The following is a 13,617-nucleotide window of genomic DNA, read 5'->3' on the forward strand; positions in this document are numbered from 1 at the left end:
CAGGGAGCCACACGTGAATTACTGTAAATATCACCCGCTGGATGGTGCGACTTATTATTGTGAAAACTGTCAGGCACACCAGTGTGATCACTGCGTGGACGATGCCCAACCCCAGTCGCGCTGTTTTGTGTGTGGCGCGGTGGCGGAGAGTTTAGGTGCAGGCAATTTGGTGCAGCCATTTTGGCGGCGGTTGCCGGAGGCCTTTAAATATCCGCTCAATGCCTCCTCCATGAGTTTGATTGTGATCACCTCCATCGCCTCGGTAGTGGCGGTGTTGATGCCATTTTTGTGGCTGCTCTCCATCCTCCTGTATTTATTTGCGGCCGGGTCTTTACTCAAATACAGCCTCACCTGCCTGGAGCACACCGCCCTCGGCGAAATGAAAGCACCGGATGTGATGGACGCCTACCAGGGTGGCTTGGGTTTGTTGCTCAAGCTGATAGTTATCTCTGTGGTGCTGACGCTGTTGGTCGGTGGTGTGGCCTATTATGTGGGGCCAGCGGTGGGCGGCATTCTGGGGTTTTTGGTAGTGGTGTGTTTCCCGGCGATCCTGATTCGTTTTGCCCAAACCGAAAGCCTGCTGGAGGCGATGAACCCGGTGGCGGCGCTGGCATTAATTGGCGCGATTGGTTTGCCCTACGGTTTGTTGATGGCGTTTATCCTGATCATGATGACCTCGGTGGGCCTGTTACAGGAATGGATCGGTCAATTATTTCCAGCGGTGTCCTACCTGCTGCAGTCCATGGTATCCAGTTATTACACACTGGTGGCATTCCATTTAATGGGTTACATGTTGTTCCAATATCAGGATCAATTGGGTTACAGCGCCCGCATCGAGGATGATGAAGAGCAGCCCAAACGCGAAGAGGCAGACCGCATCGCCGCGCAAATCCAGGTGCTCTTAAAAGAGGGCGACTACGAGCGAGTGGTCACGCTTTATTACCAGGCGTTTAAACAATTCCCCAACGATGCGCGTTTTTTTGAATCGTTTTTTGAATTGTTGTACGTGTGTAAAAAAGCCGCGCTCATGGCGGATTTTGGCAGCCTCTATTTGAATTTCCTCAATCGCAAAAAACGCATCGATAAACTCACGCCCGCGTTTAAACAAATTCGGTTGATAGCGCCGGATTTTTTACCGGATGTTCCCGCACTGCGATTGCAATTGGCGGGCCTGTTTAAACAGCAGGGCGACAACGCGTTGGTGATTAAATTATTAAACGGCATGCACAAACAATTCCCCGATTACCCCGAACTGCCGCAGGCTTATTTCCTGCTGGCCGACACTCTGGCGCAACTGCCCAATATGCAAGCGCAAGCAGATAAATGCCGGCAAATGGCGCAGCAGCTGGAAAAAATCGCCGCACGCAAACAGCAGGAAGCAGCGGAAGCGCAGGCGGCCCAAGCCAGTTTGCAAGCCAGAAAACCGCCCAGTGTAAAAACCCCCAGCACTCAAGCTCCTGGCCATCGCCCACCGCCAACCATTACCAAAAGCGGGCTGACTTTGGAACTGGTGCCTATGGAGCCAGTAAAAACAGCGGCGGCGGAAGACTAGTGCTGCGCGTTGATTGGGTTAATAAGATGCGAAATTGACACTCACTGGTAGTTGTTGCAGTACTTGTTATCCGCCTTGGATACAGTTCTGTTATCGCTTTCAAACACCAGTGTGTAGTCAGGATGCGTTTGTTTATTTACATAATTTTCAACATGGCGATTGTCCACGTAGATTATTTGAATGCCCGTCATTTCCGTTAGGTTTTTACAGGAAACTAATCCCAACAGAATAATTGCGCACAAAATGATGTAGTGCAGCGCGGGTTTAATATGGTTCAACCAGTTCATTGAAATACCCTGTTAAAAAATAAAAATCGTCAGGAGTCGGGTGAAGGATCGCTGCTAAAGGCCAGTATGTCGCCGGGTTGACATTCCAGTACGGCGCAAATTTTTTCCAGCGTATCAAAGCGTATGGCTTTGGCTTTGCCGGTTTTGAGTACGGAGAGATTTTGCGGTGTTATATCCACCAATTCTGCCAGGGTATTCAACCGCATTTTGCGTTGGGCGAGTACAACATCCAAATTAACAATAATAGGCATGGCGGCAATTCCTTAAATCGTCAGCTCGGATTCTTCGTTAAGGTCGCAGCCAATTTCCAGCGCCCACAAAAGGATGTACATAGAGCCAAAAATAATAAGCCCCAGAATAAAATTCCCGTTAAGTGAAAAATCAAAAGACTGATGGGTGATAAAAATATAGAGCGCCATGGTGAGCGAGCTGAGCAGGTAAATACCGTAGATCCCCAGTGCGTGATGCAACGCTTTGCGTGCGTGACCTATGGCCTGGCGGTTAAAAATATCGCCCTCGGCAAAGTGCAGCATCAATTGGCGCAAATGCCGCGCGACTTTTATCAGCAGCAATAGCAGTACAGAAATAACCGCGACGATCAGGCAGCGCTGCAAAAAACCTAAACTCGCCGCATCCATTGAGTGCTCAAGCAGGGTGATGGTGCCTTTGGTGCCCAGCCATAACCACGCCAGTGCCAGCGGCCAAACCAGCCAGAGTAAATACTCGGTGCCGGTTAATGCCAGGTACAAGCCCCGGCTTAATTTTTTAATCCGTACAATTCGTTCGTGCTGCTGAATATTCATGGAAAAATCCTTGGGTGGTGGCAGGGTTGAGAAGAGAATACCAGCTAAAACATAATTAACAACAAATATTTATCGAAAAACGATAAATATTTGTTGTTTTGCTTTTGCTTATTAGGCCGATATACTGATCTTCGCTCTGTGTTTTGGTGGGGTTTATCGGTTCTGGTGAGCCATAAATGTATTTTGGGGTGCAACGATGAATAATCCCTTGGCGGCGCTTGCGCAATCCCTTGGTGATGAGCTCAGTCGCAAAGGTTGGCGCATCGCCACGGCTGAATCCTGTACTGGCGGCGGTGTTGCGGCCGCCATAACCGCCATCGCCGGCAGTTCTGCCTGGTTTGAATATGGGGTGGTCACTTATGCCAATACAGCCAAACAAAAACTTCTAGGTGTCAAAACAGAAACCCTTGATACGGAAGGTGCTGTCAGTGAAGCAGTGGTAGCTGAAATGGCGCTGGGTGCGCTGGCGCTGTCCGGCGCTGATTTGGCTGTTGCCATCAGTGGTATTGCTGGCCCTGGAGGCGCCACGCCGGGTAAACCGGTAGGTACTGTTTGGTTTGCCTGGGCGACCGCCAATGGTGATCTGAATACGGCCGTCCAGCATATTGATGGTGACCGGGCAGAAGTACAGTGTGGCGCGGTTATCTACGCTCTGCAGGGGGCTTTGGCTATCTGCCGGAAAAATACTGTATAAATTACTAGTACTGTTTGCGTATACAGGTTTTTCCTGTATGCTATCTCCATAGTCAGTCAGCGGTAGCCCAACCAATCGGCGCACTCGCAGGGTGATACAAAAAATCCTACAAACAGTTTTATTTTTTCACTATTTCTATAGTCAGGTTGAGGTGTCAGATGGATGCGAATAAAGAAAAGGCGTTGCAGGCGGCATTAAGTCAAATCGAGCGTCAATTTGGTAAAGGCACTGTGATGCGTATGGGCGACAAAGAGCAGGTCGCCATACCCGCTATTTCAACAGGTTCTTTGGGGCTGGATGTTGCCTTGGGAATTGGTGGTTTGCCTAAAGGCCGTATCATTGAAATCTACGGGCCTGAATCTTCTGGTAAAACCACGCTGACCTTGCAAGTAATTGCTGAAGCACAGCGTCAGGGTGGCACTTGTGCCTTCATCGATGCCGAACATGCGCTTGACCCTATTTATGCTGCCAAACTCGGCGTAAACGTAGAAGATCTGATCGTCTCCCAGCCTGACACCGGTGAACAGGCCCTTGAAGTTACCGACATGCTGGTGCGTTCCGGTGCGGTAGATGTATTAATCGTTGACTCCGTGGCTGCACTCACACCTCGTGCCGAAATTGAAGGTGAAATGGGTGATCACCACGTAGGTTTGCAAGCGCGTTTGATGTCACAAGCGCTGCGTAAAATTACCGGTAATATCAAAAACGCTAACTGTCTGGTGATTTTTATTAACCAGATCCGTATGAAAATTGGCGTTATGTTCGGCAACCCGGAAACTACTACTGGTGGTAACGCGTTGAAGTTTTACGCTTCGGTGCGCCTTGATATTCGTCGTATTGGTGCCGTTAAAGAAGGTGAAGAGGTTATCGGCTCTGAAACCCGCGTTAAAGTGGTTAAAAACAAGGTGGCTCCACCGTTTAAACAAGCCGAATTCCAAATTCTTTACGGTTCAGGTATTAACCGCTTGGGTGAGGTAATCGATTATGGTGTCAAATTGGGCATGATCGATAAAGCCGGTGCCTGGTATAGTTATCAAGGCAACAAAATCGGCCAGGGCAAAAACAACGTGATGAAGTTTTTGCAGGAAAATCCAGTGATTGCCCAAGAGCTCGAACAACGTGTGCGCACTGAACTGCTGGCCACCTCGGCGCTATCGCTAAGTGCAGGCGGTGCAGAAATGACAGATGACGTTGAAATGTAAATTGTAATAATCTGTACTCAAACCCCCATTGGCAGGAATGTCATGGGGGTTTTTGTTGTCTATGGGTTGGGGGATAGATCTTATATTGAAGCTTTAAGCATTATTTTGTTTCTATTAAGCTCAACACGGATAAGCTTGAAGCGAGTTGTCTCATTGCGGATAAGCTGCGTACAAGTGATATAAACCGAGATTTAGGCTGCTTGGCCTGACAAGAACAAGGGGGGTTATTTATGCAATTAATACGTTGGTGTTTAGTGCTCGGTATTACTTTATTGGTGGGTTGTAGTTCCCAGCCCTATGTTGAAACCGATCACCAAGCCGGTTTCGATTTTGCTTCGCTAAAAACCTTTAGTGTTGCTGAAACCAAGCAGGACTCTAAAGAGGATATTCTTATATCCCCCTTTACCTTGAGTCACATTCATTCCGCATTGGAATCAGAATTGGCCAAGCGCTATCAGGCTGGTGCTGAAAACTCCAAGCCAGATTTTATCGTTAGTTATCATGTGGTCGTGGAAGAAAAGATCGATCCACGCAGTTACAACGACATCTATGGATTTGGTTATTACGGTGTAGGCTATCGTTATCCACGTCCTTATTTCCTGGGTACTAACACCGGTCTGCGGGTTTACAATCAGGGTAGTTTGATCATCGATATAGTGGATGGAAAAACTGACAAGCCCATCTGGAGAGGTGTGTCGGAGAAACGCTTGAGTCGCAGCATGGCGCCGCAACAACAGCGCGAAGTATTGAGTAAAGCCGTGGTAGAAGTGTTGTCCCAATTCCCACCGATTAAATAACCCTGTCTGTAGTAGAGCAATGGCCGCTTATGCGGCCATTTTTATTGTTGTTGAGTTAATATATGGAAACTGATGCACCTAAAATCTCGGAGTTGCGTTTGGCTGCCATGAATTACCTGGCCATGCGTGAGCACTCGGCACAAGAGCTCAAGGAAAAGTTAGCGCGAAAGTATTCTACTTGGCCGGAGCTAATTGACTCTGTTGTTGCCCAACTGGCTGCAGAGGGGTTGCAATGCGATCAGCGTTTTGCCTTGGCATTTATTGCCATGCGCCAGCGACAGGGGAAGGGGAGTCAGCTAATTCGCCTTGAATTGCGTGAGCGCGGCGTTGCGGGCGAGCTGATTAACCAGTGTCTTGATGAGGTTGATCCCTGCTGGAATGAACTCGCGCGTACCGCACGAACCAAACGTTTTGGTCATATCCTGCCCAGTGACCAGCGTGAGCGTGCCAAACAAATGCGCTTTTTGCAGGCGAGGGGGTTTTCTAGTCGCCACATACAGCGAGCCTTTGTGGCAGATGTGGATGATTATTCTTAAGGCATCTTGAGCCGATGTTCGTGTTCTTGGTGTCAAGCGGTTCTGAATCTGATTGGATAGCCCCTGTTTTTACATAAGTTCCGGAGTTGAGCGAATTTTGTAACTTGGACTGATCCGAGCTTTTCGTTGAGCCGAAAGGGGGTTTCTGTTACTCTGGCGCCCCGTCCTGAACGATAAATCCCCATGCCTCGCAAAGAGTGCTGTTATTGGCATTTATCTCCTTTTCCGCTCCGCATTTTCACAGTTAATCAGGTTTTACATGACGCGCTATATATTCGTAACAGGTGGTGTTGTTTCTTCATTGGGCAAAGGCATAGCTTCAGCTTCTTTGGCGGCTATTCTTGAAGCTCGTGGCCTTAAGGTCACCATCATGAAACTGGACCCCTACATTAACGTAGACCCCGGCACCATGAGCCCTTTCCAGCATGGTGAGGTATTTGTCACCGAGGATGGCGCTGAAACTGACTTGGATCTAGGCCATTACGAGCGCTTTATCCGTACCAAAATGACGCGCCGCAATAACTTTACGACCGGTCGTGTATACGAAACCGTATTGCGTAAAGAGCGTCGTGGTGATTATTTAGGTGGGACAGTACAAGTTATTCCGCACATTACCGATGAAATCAAACGCCGTATTCTTGAAGGTGGCCGTGACGTAGATGTTGCTCTGGTAGAAATCGGCGGTACTGTGGGGGATATCGAATCGCAGCCGTTCCTGGAAGCTGTACGTCAGTTGAAAGTGGAAATGGGCTCCCGCGCCTTGTTGATGCATTTGACACTAGTACCCTACATTGCCACTGCCGGCGAAACTAAAACCAAACCTACCCAGCACTCGGTAAAAGAGTTGCGCTCCATTGGTTTACAGCCAGATATTTTGCTGTGCCGTTCCGAACGTTTGGTGGATGAGGATTCGCGCCGCAAAATCGCGCTGTTTACTAACGTTGCGGAGCGCGCCGTAGTGCCGCTTCCTGATGCCGACACTATCTACTCAATCCCGCGCCTGTTGCAGAGCTTTGGTTTGGATCAAATCGTCGTTGAGCTGCTTGGCTTGCAGTGCCCGGAAGCTGATTTGAGCGAGTGGGATAAGGTCGTTGAAGGTAAATTAAAACCAGTTAACTCAGTCACTATTTCCATGGTCGGCAAATACATGGAATTGTTGGATGCCTATAAATCATTAATCGAAGCCCTGACCCACGCGGGCATCCACAGCAGTACTAAGGTAAATATCAACTACATAGACGCAGAGCGCGTTGAAAATGAGGGCGTGGGAATTCTTAAAGATGCGGACGCAATTCTGGTTCCCGGTGGTTTCGGCGAGCGCGGCGTGGAAGGTAAATTAATGGCTGTGCAATATGCCCGCGAAAACAAGGTGCCATATCTCGGCATATGTTTGGGAATGCAGTCAGTGGTGATTGAATTCGCGCGCAATGTATTGGGCTTGAAAGGTGCAAACTCTACCGAGTTCGATCCTAATTCTCCGCACCCCGTGATTGGTTTGATCACTGAATGGATTACCTCTGACGGCGAAGTAGAAAAACGCGATGAATCCTCTGACCTGGGCGGAACTATGCGTTTGGGCGCACAGGAATGCCGTTTGGTAAATGGCTCCAAAGCACGTGAAATATACGGTGCTGATGTCATCGTAGAGCGTCACCGCCATCGTTATGAAGTGAATAACAATTATGTCGACCAATTACAAAAGGCTGGTCTAAAAATCGGCGGCTGGTCGGCAGATGATACTTTAGTAGAAATGGTGGAGATCCCCGATCATCCCTGGTTTGTGGCCTGTCAGTTCCATCCGGAATTTACATCCACTCCACGTGATGGACACCCGCTGTTCTCTGCATTCGTTAATGCAGCATTAGCTAACAAGAAATAATCTCCAGGGTGCAATAGTTGCGCCCTTCTTGTTCTGCTCCCGAGTATTTGCTCGAGAACAGAACAATAAATTCTGCTTAAAGGATTCAACGTGTCACAACAAATCGTAAACATTGGTAGCTTGCAGGTAGGTAATTGCCTGCCTTTTGTGCTGTTCGGTGGCATGAATGTGCTTGAATCGCGCGATATGGCCATGCAGGTAGCCGAAGCCTACGTATCGGCTACCAATCAGTTAGGTATTCCTTACGTTTTCAAAGCATCGTTTGATAAAGCCAATCGTTCTTCCATACATTCCTATCGCGGCCCCGGTATGGAAGAAGGCCTGAAGATTTTTCAAGAAATCAAACAGACGTTTAATGTCCCCGTAATTACCGATGTGCATGAGATCTACCAGTGCCAGCCAGTAGCTGAAGTCTGTGATGTTATTCAGCTGCCGGCTTTCCTGGCGCGCCAAACCGATTTGGTAGTGGCTATGGCCAAAACCGGTGCGGTGATTAATATCAAAAAACCGCAATTTCTTAGCCCTGGTCAAATGAAAAACATCGTTGAAAAGTTCGGCGAATGCGGCAATGACAAAATTATTTTGTGTGATCGCGGCACCAACTTTGGCTATGACAATTTAGTCGTTGATATGCTCGGTTTTCGCACTATGCGTGAGGTTAGCGGCAACGCGCCCGTGATCTTTGATGTGACTCATTCGTTACAATGCCGCGACCCTATGGGCGCTGCCTCAAGTGGGCGCCGCCATCAAGTAGCAGAGTTAGCGCGTGCAGGCATGGCCGTTGGTTTGGCGGGTTTATTTCTTGAAGCTCATCCCGATCCCAACAAAGCCAAGTGCGACGGCCCCAGTGCTTTGCCACTGAATAAACTCTTACCATTTTTACAGCAGATGAAAGCAATCGATGAAGTGGTGAAAAATTTCCCGCCACTCGACATTAACTAATTTATTGAAAATCTACTCTGGAGAAGATGAATGACTAAGATTGTTGATATTAAAGCTTTTGAAATTCTAGACAGCCGCGGCAACCCTACCGTTATGGCAGAGGTGATTCTGGATGACGGTTCTATTGGCTCCGCAACTGCGCCATCAGGTGCGTCAACAGGCTCGCGCGAAGCGTTGGAATTGCGTGACGGTGATAAATCCCGTTACATGGGTAAGGGCGTTTTGAAGGCTGTTAATAACATCAATACCACTATCAAGAATTTGGTGGTGGGTATGGATTCATTGGATCAGCGCGCTATTGATAACGCCATGATCGAAGCCGATGGCACTGACTTTAAAACTGTGTTGGGTGCTAACGCCATTTTGGCTGTGTCACTGGCAAATGCTAAAGCTGCTGCTATCTCTAAAAAAGTTCCGCTCTATGCACACATCGCTGATTTAAACGGCACTCCAGGTAAATATTCCATGCCTGTGCCTATGATGAACATCATCAACGGTGGTGAGCACGCTGATAACAACGTTGATATTCAGGAATTTATGGTTCAGCCAGTGGGTGCCAAGACTTTCGCAGAAGCTCTGCGTATGGGTGCTGAAATTTTCCACAACTTGAAAAAAATCCTTCACGATAAAGGCTTAAGTACTTCTGTTGGTGATGAAGGTGGTTTTGCACCTAACTTGCCTTCCAATGAAGATGCATTGAAAGTAATTGCAGAAGCAGTAGAAAAAGCGGGCTACAAGCTGGGTGATAACGTGACTTTGGCACTGGATTGTGCGTCTACTGAATTCTACAAAGATGGCAAATACGATTTGGCTGGTGAAGGCCGCGTGTTTACCACTAACGAATTCTCTGACTACCTGGCTGACTTGGCCGCTAAATACCCGATCATCTCAATCGAAGACGGTAAAGATGAAAGCGACTGGGCGGGCTGGGCTGATTTGACTCAGAAAATTGGTCACAAAATTCAGCTGGTCGGTGATGACCTGTTTGTTACCAATACCAAAATTTTGAAAGAAGGTATTGAGAAGAAGATTGCTAACTCTATTTTGATTAAGTTCAATCAAATCGGTTCGCTGTCTGAAACACTGGACGCCATCAAAATGGCGCAGGATGCAGGTTACACTGCCGTGATTTCGCACCGTTCAGGTGAGACTGAAGACACAACTATTGCTGATCTGGCGGTTGCTACAGCGGCTGGCCAAATCAAGACTGGTTCTCTGTGTCGTTCAGACCGTGTTTCTAAATATAACCGCTTATTGCGTATTGAAGCTGAGTTGGGTGCAGCAGCACCTTACAGAGGCCGTGCAGAATTCAAGTCTTAATCTGCAGAAAAACAAAGGCCGATGATTCGGCCTTTGTTTTTTTAATCCATTGTAAAACTACCAATCTCAAGATTTTTATATATGAAGTGGTTGCTTTTGGTGCTAATAATTTTACTGGGCTATCTGCAATATAGATTGTGGATTGGTGATGGTAGTCTTGCACACGCACACCGCTTGGAAAAAGATATTAAGCTGCAGCAAGCTGAAATCGATCGTATGCGCGAGCGCAATCGTATTCTAGATGTTGAGGTGGAAGAGCTGAAAACCGGCTTGGATACAATTGAAGAGCGTGCGCGTAACGATATAGGCCTGATAAAAAAAGATGAAACATTTTTTATCATCCTCGATGAAGAACAATAAGTGTTTGTCGCTAATTAGAAACTTCCATCAAATTTAGATCTCATCCATGACCGTATCTATTCAACAATCTCCTGCCTATTGGGTGGTGGTGCCTGCAGCGGGTGTTGGCGCGCGCATGGGGGCCAAGCTTCCCAAGCAGTATCTTACGCTGCTGAATAAAACAGTAATTGAACATACCCTGACGCAATTATTAAGCGTGCCCAGTATTGCAGGCATATATGTCGCGATAGGCGCTGAGGATGATTGCTGGTGCCAGCTGCCAATCGCTTCACATGCTGCAATACATCGCGTCGATGGTGCAGCAGAGCGTGCTGGATCGGTCTTGAATGCATTGGTTGTATTATCTGAAATTGCCAAGTCCGATGATTGGGTTTTGGTGCATGATGCAGCTCGGCCCTGCATCAGAAGACGTGATATAGAAAAACTGATTCAGCAAGTTTCGGATCATTCTGTTGGCGGTATTCTTGGTGTACCGGTTAGCGATACTTTAAAAAATGTTAACGATGACATTATTGTATCCACTACTGATCGCCGTAAATTATGGCATGCACAAACGCCGCAACTATTTCGTCTGGCATTATTGCGTGATTGTCTACAGCGGGCATTGATAGAAGGTAAGAATATTACCGATGAGGCTTCTGCACTTGAGGTATATGGCTATCAGCCATTAATGGTGAAGGGCAGCAGTACTAATCTAAAGATTACTTATCCTGAAGATTTGGCAATAGCTACTTTTTTATTGCAACAAGAAATTGCTAAATGATTTTTTGTTAACTGGAATTAAATATGTCTATGCGTATTGGTCATGGTTATGATGTTCACGCTTTTGGTGAGGGCGATAAAATTGTGATTGGTGGTGTGGTAATTCCCCATCATCATGGTTTGGTTGCTCATTCAGATGGCGATGTACTTTTGCATGCGCTTTGTGATGCTCTATTGGGTGCGGCAGCTTTGGGAGATATAGGTAAGCACTTTCCTGATAGTGATATACAGTACCGAAATATTGATAGCCGTGCTTTGTTGCGTATTGTGTATGCAAAACTAAATCAATTGGGTTGGAAATTGGCGAATGCTGATATGACTATAGTGGCTCAAGCACCGCGAATGGCTAATTATATTCCACATATGGTCGATGCAATTGCCGCAGACCTACATGCGGATATCTCACAAATTAATGTAAAAGCGACTACCACTGAACGCTTGGGGTTTACCGGGCGGGAAGAGGGCATTGCTTGTTATGCAGTTGTGATGATCGAAAAAAAGAACCATTAACACTGGCTTTGATATTTTTTACTTACTCTTTGCGGAATTTGTTTTGACTGAATTTTCACTTGATTTTCCTCGCGCTTATGGCGATTTAAGCGCGTCTGCTGTTTTTCGTGACCAGCCAGAAGATTTTAAAGTTGATGAGGATCTGGGCTTCGAGCCATCAGGTTCGGGAGAGCATGTTTTTTTGCAGGTTTTGAAACGCGGCGAAAATACCGCATGGGTTGCCGGCCAAATTGCTAATTTGGCAAAAGTCGCAGCAAATGATGTTGGTTATGCTGGGCGTAAAGACCGTCACGCCGTAACAACCCAATGGTTTAGTGTGTATCTGCCGAAAGGTGCCGAACCGGATTGGTCGTTATTAAATAGCGATAGCCTGTACGTAATTCGCAGCGCGCGACACCATCAAAAACTGCGTCGCGGTGATCATTGTAAAAACCTTTTCGTTATTCGCTTACGGGCTGTGCAAACGCCTGATCAAGTCGCACTGGGAAGAAAAATCGATGTGGTGCTCGCCCAAGGTGTCCCTAACTACTATGGGGAGCAGCGTTTTGGTATCAATGGAAATAATTTACTTGAGGCTGAAGCTATATTGGTCGGCGGTAAGCGCCATAGGGATAAGCAAAAACGTGGTTTGATGTTATCGGCTGCGCGTTCCTATTTATTTAATCAGGTGCTAGCCAGTCGGGTTGTTTCAGGAAATTGGCGGGAGTTAATAACGGGAGAGCCTCTTACTGAAGCGTCAGGTCCTTTGTGGGGGAGAGGGCGCTCATTGGCTAAAGAGGATCTATTGTTACAGGAGCAAGTTTCCCTAGCCCCTTGGCAAGCTTGGTGTGACGGTCTGGAGCATGCTGGTTTGTCGCAGGAGCGCCGCGCTTTGCGTTTGTTACCTGCAAACACAAGCTGGCGCTGGATTGGAGCTGACCTCGAGCTATCATTTTCGCTGGCTGCAGGGGAGTTTGCTACCGCTATTCTTAGGGAGTTGGCACAGCTTAATAATGCCAGCTCAGGTGCGTTTAGCGAATTGGAACAGGCGGGTGAGTATTGAATTCTCGCTATGGTATAGTTGCCCGCTTTGTTTAACTGGTTTTTAACCTGCCCTGCTTGTCAGGGAGATGGAGGCTGACAGAAGATGACTGACTTATTGATGCAAGGTGTAGGCATGACCTCGCTACGCACCCGTGAGCGTCTTGTTCAGCGTTTGCGTGACCAAGGAGTGACAAATCTGCGAGTGCTGGATGTCATCTTAAATACACCACGCCATATTTTTTTGGATGAAGCCCTTTCACATCGAGCCTACGAGGACACGGCATTACCAATTGGACACGGGCAAACCATATCCCAGCCTTATATAGTTGCACGTATGACAGAGGTGCTCCTGGGAGCGGCGGGTAGTAATTTGCAAAAAGTATTAGAGGTTGGAACTGGCTCGGGCTATCAAACCAGTGTTTTGGCTCAACTAGTTCCGCAGGTTTATAGTGTGGAGCGCATAAAACCATTGCAGGATAAGGCGCGCGACCGTTTGCGGCAAATTGGCTTGCGTAATGTGCAGATGCGTCACGCCGACGGCGGATTTGGTTGGCCCGAGGCTGGTCCATATGATGGAATTATCAGTACTGCGGCACCCCAGCTTATTCCGGATGAGTTGCTCAAGCAGCTTGCTCCTAATGGTGTGCTAGTGATACCGGTAGGGGGAAGAGAGCAGCATTTACACCTAATAATCCGAGATGGCGACTCGGATAGTTTTATCACTCAAATTCTTGAGCCAGTAAAGTTTGTCCCCTTCTTGTCTGGCACCTCTCGATAGTAATCTTAAAGTAAGTTTTAGTGAAAATGACTCGCTCTATAAGAAGCAATAGAGCTCAATCCAGTGTGTTTCCAAATGTTTTTATAAAAAGATTAGATAATTTTAAAATAAATTTAAAATATTAACTCCCAAATGGCATAAGAGAGATTGAAAAATAACCATGATTATTGAG

Annotated in this window: 16 protein-coding genes; 13 read left to right on the top strand and 3 right to left on the bottom strand. The window is 47.3% G+C overall.

Annotated elements, in window-relative coordinates; genetic code table 11:
* The first annotated feature begins 13 nt into the window (after positions 1 to 13).
* A complete protein-coding gene (locus tag ACFODX_RS06515; protein ID WP_378117288.1) occupies positions 14 to 1,552 on the top strand; it encodes a hypothetical protein in 1,539 nt (512 codons plus the stop codon).
* A gap of 41 nt (positions 1,553 to 1,593) precedes the next feature.
* Here the strand turns inward: ACFODX_RS06515 and ACFODX_RS06520 are convergent, their stop codons facing one another.
* From ACFODX_RS06520 to ACFODX_RS06530, 3 genes are read right to left on the bottom strand one after another with little or no spacing between them, the layout of a single operon-like run.
* The gene (locus ACFODX_RS06520) at positions 1,594 to 1,839 is read right to left on the bottom strand and encodes a hypothetical protein (RefSeq protein ID WP_378117290.1); all 246 of its coding nucleotides are present in this window, start codon (positions 1,837 to 1,839) and stop codon (positions 1,594 to 1,596) included.
* Positions 1,840 to 1,868: 29 nt separating this feature from the next.
* Positions 1,869 to 2,090 carry a helix-turn-helix domain-containing protein gene (locus ACFODX_RS06525; RefSeq protein ID WP_378117292.1) on the bottom strand — a complete coding sequence of 74 codons (222 nt, stop codon included), beginning with the start codon at positions 2,088 to 2,090 and terminating at the stop codon, positions 1,869 to 1,871.
* Between the two features lie 12 nt (positions 2,091 to 2,102).
* The gene (locus ACFODX_RS06530; protein WP_378117294.1) at positions 2,103 to 2,642 is read right to left on the bottom strand and encodes a hypothetical protein; all 540 of its coding nucleotides are present in this window, start codon (positions 2,640 to 2,642) and stop codon (positions 2,103 to 2,105) included.
* A 196-nt stretch (positions 2,643 to 2,838) separates the two neighbouring features.
* Between ACFODX_RS06530 and ACFODX_RS06535 the strand changes: the two genes are divergently transcribed.
* The 12 genes from ACFODX_RS06535 to ACFODX_RS06590 all read left to right on the top strand — a co-directional run bounded on the left by ACFODX_RS06535 (position 2,839) and on the right by ACFODX_RS06590 (position 13,445).
* On the top strand, positions 2,839 to 3,336 hold the full coding sequence (locus ACFODX_RS06535) for a CinA family protein (protein ID WP_378117296.1): 498 nt from the start codon (positions 2,839 to 2,841) through the stop codon (positions 3,334 to 3,336).
* 158 nt (positions 3,337 to 3,494) lie between these two features.
* A complete protein-coding gene (recA, locus tag ACFODX_RS06540; RefSeq protein WP_324259388.1) occupies positions 3,495 to 4,538 on the top strand; it encodes a recombinase RecA in 1,044 nt (347 codons plus the stop codon).
* Between the two features lie 230 nt (positions 4,539 to 4,768).
* Entirely contained in the window at positions 4,769 to 5,335 is a 567-nt protein-coding gene (locus ACFODX_RS06545) for a DUF4136 domain-containing protein (RefSeq protein WP_378117298.1), read from the top strand.
* Positions 5,336 to 5,397: 62 nt separating this feature from the next.
* Entirely contained in the window at positions 5,398 to 5,871 is a 474-nt protein-coding gene (locus tag ACFODX_RS06550) for a regulatory protein RecX (RefSeq protein ID WP_378117300.1), read from the top strand.
* Between the two features lie 259 nt (positions 5,872 to 6,130).
* Positions 6,131 to 7,750 carry a CTP synthase gene (locus ACFODX_RS06555; RefSeq protein WP_378117302.1) on the top strand — a complete coding sequence of 540 codons (1,620 nt, stop codon included), beginning with the start codon at positions 6,131 to 6,133 and terminating at the stop codon, positions 7,748 to 7,750.
* A 90-nt stretch (positions 7,751 to 7,840) separates the two neighbouring features.
* Entirely contained in the window at positions 7,841 to 8,692 is an 852-nt protein-coding gene (kdsA, locus tag ACFODX_RS06560) for a 3-deoxy-8-phosphooctulonate synthase (RefSeq protein ID WP_378117304.1), read from the top strand.
* Positions 8,693 to 8,722: 30 nt separating this feature from the next.
* Entirely contained in the window at positions 8,723 to 10,012 is a 1,290-nt protein-coding gene (gene eno / locus ACFODX_RS06565) for a phosphopyruvate hydratase (RefSeq protein WP_378117306.1), read from the top strand.
* An 81-nt stretch (positions 10,013 to 10,093) separates the two neighbouring features.
* Positions 10,094 to 10,372 (top strand): FtsB family cell division protein, encoded by a 279-nt coding sequence (locus ACFODX_RS06570; protein WP_378117308.1) that lies wholly within the window; start codon positions 10,094 to 10,096, stop codon positions 10,370 to 10,372.
* Between the two features lie 46 nt (positions 10,373 to 10,418).
* Entirely contained in the window at positions 10,419 to 11,135 is a 717-nt protein-coding gene (gene ispD / locus ACFODX_RS06575; protein ID WP_378117310.1) for a 2-C-methyl-D-erythritol 4-phosphate cytidylyltransferase, read from the top strand.
* Between the two features lie 29 nt (positions 11,136 to 11,164).
* Entirely contained in the window at positions 11,165 to 11,644 is a 480-nt protein-coding gene (ispF, locus tag ACFODX_RS06580) for a 2-C-methyl-D-erythritol 2,4-cyclodiphosphate synthase (protein ID WP_378118113.1), read from the top strand.
* Between the two features lie 43 nt (positions 11,645 to 11,687).
* Positions 11,688 to 12,686 (top strand): tRNA pseudouridine(13) synthase TruD, encoded by a 999-nt coding sequence (gene truD / locus ACFODX_RS06585; protein ID WP_378117312.1) that lies wholly within the window; start codon positions 11,688 to 11,690, stop codon positions 12,684 to 12,686.
* 84 nt (positions 12,687 to 12,770) lie between these two features.
* Positions 12,771 to 13,445, top strand: a complete 675-nt coding sequence (locus tag ACFODX_RS06590; RefSeq protein WP_378117314.1) for a protein-L-isoaspartate(D-aspartate) O-methyltransferase — start codon at positions 12,771 to 12,773, stop codon at positions 13,443 to 13,445.
* Positions 13,446 to 13,617: the final 172 nt, after the last annotated feature.

The organism is Cellvibrio fontiphilus, from assembly GCF_042646205.1.
Lineage (GTDB): Bacteria > Pseudomonadota > Gammaproteobacteria > Pseudomonadales > Cellvibrionaceae > Cellvibrio > Cellvibrio fontiphilus_A.

Coding starts and splice junctions, on each gene's coding strand:
- ACFODX_RS06520 (WP_378117290.1), bottom strand. CDS start 1,839: ATGAACTGGTTGAACCATATTAAACCCGCGCTGCACTACATCATTTTG.
- ACFODX_RS06525 (WP_378117292.1), bottom strand. CDS start 2,090: ATGCCTATTATTGTTAATTTGGATGTTGTACTCGCCCAACGCAAAATG.
- ACFODX_RS06530 (WP_378117294.1), bottom strand. CDS start 2,642: ATGAATATTCAGCAGCACGAACGAATTGTACGGATTAAAAAATTAAGC.
- ACFODX_RS06535 (WP_378117296.1), top strand. CDS start 2,839: ATGAATAATCCCTTGGCGGCGCTTGCGCAATCCCTTGGTGATGAGCTC.
- recA (WP_324259388.1), top strand. CDS start 3,495: ATGGATGCGAATAAAGAAAAGGCGTTGCAGGCGGCATTAAGTCAAATC.
- ACFODX_RS06545 (WP_378117298.1), top strand. CDS start 4,769: ATGCAATTAATACGTTGGTGTTTAGTGCTCGGTATTACTTTATTGGTG.
- ACFODX_RS06550 (WP_378117300.1), top strand. CDS start 5,398: ATGGAAACTGATGCACCTAAAATCTCGGAGTTGCGTTTGGCTGCCATG.
- ACFODX_RS06555 (WP_378117302.1), top strand. CDS start 6,131: ATGACGCGCTATATATTCGTAACAGGTGGTGTTGTTTCTTCATTGGGC.
- eno (WP_378117306.1), top strand. CDS start 8,723: ATGACTAAGATTGTTGATATTAAAGCTTTTGAAATTCTAGACAGCCGC.
- ACFODX_RS06570 (WP_378117308.1), top strand. CDS start 10,094: ATGAAGTGGTTGCTTTTGGTGCTAATAATTTTACTGGGCTATCTGCAA.
- ispD (WP_378117310.1), top strand. CDS start 10,419: ATGACCGTATCTATTCAACAATCTCCTGCCTATTGGGTGGTGGTGCCT.
- ispF (WP_378118113.1), top strand. CDS start 11,165: ATGCGTATTGGTCATGGTTATGATGTTCACGCTTTTGGTGAGGGCGAT.
- ACFODX_RS06590 (WP_378117314.1), top strand. CDS start 12,771: ATGACTGACTTATTGATGCAAGGTGTAGGCATGACCTCGCTACGCACC.